Here is a 5762-nt window from a genome sequence, read left to right as displayed (position 1 = left end):
GTTTAGGGTTACTATAATAAGCAGGCAAGCTATCGGTTGCCGCAGTAAAAGGATCTTTTTTAATTTCATATTAATCATTGAGAGCTGCAAGCATCCTCACCGAAAATAAAAGCGGATGATTGGTTCATATCAAAAGTACAATGCTGCGCAAATAAGAATGACCAAGAATCGATAAATAGCCCCTTTGAATCGATTAAGTGGGTTACCACTGCTGCAGGAATGACAGGGGTTTTACATATCCAAATTTAGTTTCAATGGCCCCTGGCCTTACATTAACGGCTTTTTGATAATATGATTGTGAAGCTGTTTAATTTTTGTTAAGATAATGCAACCAATTGTGTATTAACCCCGTAACTATTGCAGGCCGGTAAGCCGGCAGCACAAATAAACAATTGGCGGCTTTTGCGGGGAGCAGTATCATTTTATAATAGTTAAACTACCTGACATAACACTTCTTTTGTTTTTAAGATTTGGACAGGATGATGTTAAAAATTAATATGATGACGGTTTAATTGATGAGGTGATATCGTTTTTCTCAATATATTTATGCCCTGTATTGATACCAGACATAACCGATCCAAGTTATAGAAGTGACTATCGCAGGAAAAATTAAAGACTTGGCATATTATTGATGAATAAAAAACTAATAAAACGTGGAACGGCATCAAAAAACCTTTATCGCCTGTTTATTATCTTTTTGCTTTTTACCTTCCTGATTACTGCCGGCTCATTGGTCTTAAAGTATTCCATTGTACAAAAGCTTGACAAATTAAGCAGCCAGTTTAGTGAGCCATCCAAAACACAGGACATCAGCAATATCCTTTTGGATTTGAACAGGGCCGAAAACGATTTTCAGCAGGCCGGTTTATATGGACACAGTGACAAGCTGGAAGACTATAAACTCAAACTCAAAAGCATCTTTAGCCGGATAGAATCCGTATTAAGAGAATACCAGGCGGATAGCGCTAAATACTTCCCCGGGAGCGAACAGCATATTTCAGAATCATTTGAAAAAAAGCAGCTGCTCTCTCAAAAGGTATTTGTGTTGCGGCATGATTTCGACTCCCTTTTGAGAGTAACTACCATAGAAAGTATTAATGCTGCAGTGCCCGGGAATTTGACCAGGGCTACTTACTTTAAACAGAGTATAAAAGAAAAGTACTCGGCAGATACTACAGTAAGCGTCAATAACAAAGGGAAAAAGAATGGATTATTTAGGCGTTTAAAGGATGCTATTACTAACAAAAACCAGGCTACGGTCAAAACTTTAACCATTAGGAGGGAAAAACAAGTCAGGGATTCGGTTATCCGGTCCCTTAACAGGAAACATGGGGAAGTTATTGGGAAATTATTGCAAGAATTAAATCAGAAAAATAGTCGGCTTGTTCAATCAAATAAACAATTAATAGCAGCCAACCTTAGCCTGGTTACGCAACTACACGATCTTTTACAACAGTTAAGGGATATTGATTTAGGCCTATGGGAAAAAGGCAGGAGCGAAATACTGAAACAATACCAGGCAGCTACCAGTGAAATGAATAAGTTCACGGGAATAGCCATAAGCATGGTACTGATCTTTATTATCTTACTCATTATATACATTCGTAAGGCCCGGGTGGCTGAACAAAATTATTTAGCGGAGAATGAGAGAGCGGTTATGCTTGCGGGTCAGAAATCAGAAATACTGGCAACAATGAGCCATGAAATACGAAACCCGCTAACGGTAATTACCGGTACTATTTATATGCTCAATAAAACCGTGCTTTCTGAAGATCAGCAAAAAAAACTGGCCTCTATTAACCTTTCCTCAACAATGCTGATAGAAACGGTTAATAATATTCTGGATGCCGGAAAAATGGATCATCAGCAAACCGGTGTTCTTACGCTGGTTACTTTTGATCCCTGTCATGAAATTGGGGAAGCAGTGGAAACGATGAAGTTTATGGCCGAAAAAAAAAGGGATAAAGTTAACTTCCGAATTTACAGATGAAGTAGAAATCAAAGTTAAAGGAGACGCGTTCAGGCTGAAACAGATTATGATCAATCTTTTAAGCAACGCCATCAAATATACTGACGATGGTGGGGTAACAGTCAAAACCTTTATTCGCCCGATAAATGAGCATACCGCCGAACTGGATGTAAGTATCACTGATACGGGAATAGGTATTCCAAAAGAACATCAGGCTAAATTATTTACCCGTTATTACCAGGCTAACCGTACTGACGGGAAACCGGGAACTGGTTTGGGATTATATATTTGCCGGCAACTTATCAATCTGCAGCAAGGCAGTATATATATTGACAGTGATGCAGGCAAGGGCTGTTGCATGCGGTTTACAATACCCTATCAAAAGGGTTGACCAAATGATGTAGTATAGAGGCCGTTATATTTACTAATGGCTATCATTTTTATGAAATGGGAGAAAGTTTAAATAGGGAAAAGCCGGAAATCAGGCTTCGGGCGTTCAGGGCTATTGATGAACCTGAAACCTGTGAGTTGTTTATTCAGGGCCATACTCAGGTATTAACCAGTATTGGTGTTACCAAGGTTACATCTTCTAAAAATGAATGGGCAAAAAATCCTGCTGCTTTTGTAATAATTGTAGAGTCATTAAATGGGAAAGAGGTATATGGAGGTGCAAGGGTACATGTTTCAGGGGGGACAGAGCCTTTGCCCATAGAACAGGCTACCGGTAAATTAGATCCATCGGTTTTTGAATTGGTCCGGGAATATGCTCCATATGGCACCGGGGAAATATGTGGTCTGTGGAATTCGCATGAGCTTTCGGGATATGGAATAGGAACCCCCCTGCTGATACGCACAGGTATTGCCATTTCATCCCAGATCGGCTTACAGTCACTCTTCGCGTTATGTGCTCCCTATACTGTAAAACCGGTTGTGAATTGTGGGATGGTACTCGAAGACAGTATTGGCAACAAGGGAACATTTTATTATCCGAAACTTGATCTTATTGCAACAGCCATGATTTTAAAGGATGTTGCAGTTTTAAGTAAAGCTCATGAGGAGGATAAGCTTTTGATATTTCGAATGAGAGCTAATCCTAATAATTTAAAGATACTTGAATTAAAAAATAAGAAAATAAGCATTGATTTTGAACTCCAGATTCCGAACCTTGATAAATGGAATTTATTTCAAACTATTGAATCGGCCCAAAAGACTTTTTTGAAAAGTAAAACTGACAACAACGATCCGGACTTTTTTTAAAAACTATTTATTTTTGATAAATGGTAACTTATTCAGATTCTAATCGTTAAGAATTTCTTAATCACAATACAGATGAATAACATATCAACTTTTTTGGCAGACTTTAAGAATACAAAAAATGTTTACCAGCCAATCATATTAAGACTGGATGATAAATCGGATAAAGTAACTTTTAACAGGCTATTTGAAGATGCTAAAGTTACATTTGTGTGTGACGAAATATATGGTCAGCTACAGGAACTGATCAAGTGCCGTAATCCTTCAATAAAAATTAAACAAGATGAATATCCCGAACTCATTACTAAGCATTTGGCAGGAAAAGATATTCAGGAATATGGAACATGGGTTTATTATCCATGGAATCAACAATTGGTACATCTGCTGGCCGAGGGTGAATTTGTTGAAGTTCGTACGAACAGGAATCAATATAAAATAACCAGGGCAGAACAAGATATAATACATACAAAGAAGATCGGCATTATTGGTCTTTCTGTTGGACAGTCTATAGCGCTAACATTAGCAATGGAACGGGGGTTTGGTGAACTGCGCCTTGCTGATTTTGATGAATTAGAATTAAGTAATTTAAACCGCATTCGTACCGGGGTTCGCAATATGGGACTTCCCAAAGTAGTAATCGCGGCCCGGGAAATTGCTGAAATAGATCCTTTCCTTAATGTAACCTGTTTTTTTGAAGGTTTAACTGAGGAAAATATGAATGATTTCTTTTTGAAAAATGGAAAGCTTGATCTCCTGGTGGATGAATGCGATGGGCTTGATATAAAAATAATGTCGCGTTTCAAGGCAAGAGCGCTTAAAATACCGGTAGTGATGGATACCAGTGACCGGGGGATGCTGGATGTAGAACGGTTTGACCTGGAACCAGACCGGCCTATATTACATGGAACAGTAGAAGATGTAGATCCTGAAAGTATAAAAGGATTAACTAATGAAGAAAAAATACCCCTTGTTTTACAAATGCTGGGTATTGAAAATGTGTCGTTACGAATAAAGGCTTCCATGATAGAGGTTGAACAAACCATAAATACCTGGCCGCAGCTGGCAAGCTCTGTTGCGTTGGGTGGAGCCGTAGGGGCTGACGTTTGCAGGCGTATTCTATTGAATCAGTTTCACGATTCAGGAAGATACTATATTGATCTGGATGAGATAGTGAGTGATAAGGTACCTGAACCATTTATTTCACAAGTACCTGTTAATCCTTTTTTACCGCTCCATGCAGACGAAATGCGTTTATTAGTTAATAAGTATCAGGCAGAAAATAAAGCTGATACCATAGCTCCTGATCATGATGTAATACATGAATTGGTTACTGCTGCCTGTGCCGCCCCTTCAACAGGGAATGACCAGCCCTGGAAATGGTTGTATCGTGATGGGATCTTATTTCTTTATCATGACCAATACCGCTCTTTTTCTTTTGGTGATTTTCAGAAAAGCGCTTCATTTATTTCTTTTGGTGCTGCATATGAAAATTTGTATATCCATGCGCTGAGTAAAGGGATAGAACCATTTTATGAATTTTTGCCCGATATTGAAAATGAAAAATTAGTGGCGGCTATTCGTTTCAAAAAAGCTGGAAATAAGTTGAATCCTGAATTGATTAATCTCGACAAAGCCATTTTTAAACGCCACACCAATAGGAACCCGTCACCAAAAACGGAACTTTCGTTAAGTGTTTTTCAAAAGCTGGCAGCTATTACCGAATCAATTCAGGGAGCAAGATTTCAATATTTTACAGATGAGCATGAATTAAAAGAATTGGGGGATATTATTGGTGCATGTGACAGGGCGCGGCTTTTAAATCCGGCCGGACATCATGATTTTATTAATCATGAAATGAGATGGACCTCCGAAGAAGCAAAAATTAAAAAAGATGGCATCGATGTAAAAACCCTGGGCTTTACTAATTCCCAATTGGCAGCTTTAAACATCATTAGGGACGAAAGTGTGATCAGAACCATTAATAAGCTAAAGGGAGGATACGGATTTGATTCTCTTGCAAAAAAAATCGTGAAAACAGCATCGGCACTATGTATGATTACTTTGCCGAAATACGATCTGATGAATTTTTTTGAAGGCGGACGTGCTATGGAGCGATTCTGGTTAGAAGCTACTAATCTTAATCTGGCCGTACATCCGGTAATTTCTCCGTTTTATTTGTTTTCAAGAATATTACATGGCAAGGGCGAAGGTTTAGATACCGAAACTATTCAGGAGCTTATGGGTTTAAGAAAAAAAATGGATGAAATTGCTGTGTTAGGAAATGACCGTGCTGAGGTGTTTTTTACTAAGATTGCCGTAGCCGAAGAACCTGCATTAAAAGCTTATAGATTACCAATAGACGAAGTATTAATGTTAGATTAGTATTAAATTTCTGTACCAATTTATAATTGACCATCCGGCCTAAATCTTTTACCAGTTAATATGAACAGGTTTTATCTCCTACTTTTATTTCTTCAAGTCCTTGTTTTACCAAAAGGATTTGCACAAAAAATAATTGTTTTTAAGGGAGATAATATGG

Annotated in this window: 4 protein-coding genes; all 4 read left to right on the top strand. The window is 38.2% G+C overall.

All coding sequences use genetic code 11. From position 1 onward, the window contains the following. Nucleotides 1–631 precede the first annotated feature (631 nt). The 4 genes from AC1DRQ_RS28935 (at nucleotide 632) to AC1DRQ_RS28920 (ending at nucleotide 5605) form a co-directional block, all read left to right on the top strand. The gene (locus tag AC1DRQ_RS28935) at nucleotides 632–1990 is read left to right on the top strand and encodes a sensor histidine kinase (protein ID WP_477429217.1); all 1359 of its coding nucleotides are present in this window, start codon (nucleotides 632–634) and stop codon (nucleotides 1988–1990) included. Further along, nucleotides 1962–2360: a sensor histidine kinase gene (locus AC1DRQ_RS28930; protein ID WP_477429219.1), complete on the top strand. Its 399-nt coding sequence runs from the start codon at nucleotides 1962–1964 to the stop codon at nucleotides 2358–2360. The genes AC1DRQ_RS28935 and AC1DRQ_RS28930 overlap by 29 nt, the downstream gene beginning before the upstream one ends. A gap of 56 nt (nucleotides 2361–2416) precedes the next feature. Then, nucleotides 2417–3226 carry a hypothetical protein gene (locus AC1DRQ_RS28925; protein ID WP_477429215.1) on the top strand — a complete coding sequence of 270 codons (810 nt, stop codon included), beginning with the start codon at nucleotides 2417–2419 and terminating at the stop codon, nucleotides 3224–3226. Nucleotides 3227–3298: 72 nt separating this feature from the next. Further along, entirely contained in the window at nucleotides 3299–5605 is a 2307-nt protein-coding gene (locus AC1DRQ_RS28920) for an Rv1355c family protein (RefSeq protein ID WP_477429213.1), read from the top strand. Nucleotides 5606–5762: the final 157 nt, after the last annotated feature.

This window comes from Mucilaginibacter sp. P4_E8, from assembly GCF_056401495.1.
Note: the sequence above shows the minus strand (reverse complement) of the source record. Positions and strands in the feature narration are given on the sequence as shown.